The organism is Rhodococcus sp. P4_F3_2, from assembly GCF_056401335.1.
The window spans coordinates 1-382 of the sequence record NZ_JBFUJN010000280.1; the positions used below are offsets into that span (position 1 = coordinate 1).

A 382-nucleotide genomic window follows, 5' to 3' on the forward strand; every position below is an offset into this window, starting at 1 on the left:
ATTAGTAACCGGAAACATGGATCTTTTGTTTTCTCCGGGGCGTTTGGCTCGTTTTACCGGATTCTTGCATCCTTTTGAAAATCAACAAGGCGATGGATATCAACTTGTTAATTCTTATGTGGCTATAGGAAACGGAGGAATATTAGGTATGGGGTTAGGACAAGGCATTCAAAAAACGGGCTACTTGCCTGAATCACATACGGATTTTATTATGGCCATTATTGCAGAAGAGCTGGGATTTTGGGGTGTACTTCTTGTATTGGGGCTACTGTTTTTTATTATTTTTAAAGGATTAAAAACAGCTATTAAGTGTCGTGATCCTTTTGGAGCACTGTTAGCTATCGGTATTTCCGTTATGATTGCTGTTCAAGTATTTGTAAAC

1 protein-coding gene is annotated in these 382 nt (G+C 38.5%); it reads left to right on the forward strand.

Translation table 11 applies throughout. The features are described from left to right. Positions 1-16: 16 nt before the first annotated feature. The coding region (locus tag AC1DWA_RS33735) for an FtsW/RodA/SpoVE family cell cycle protein (protein WP_477917898.1) at positions 17-382 on the forward strand (366 nt) is incomplete at its 3' end.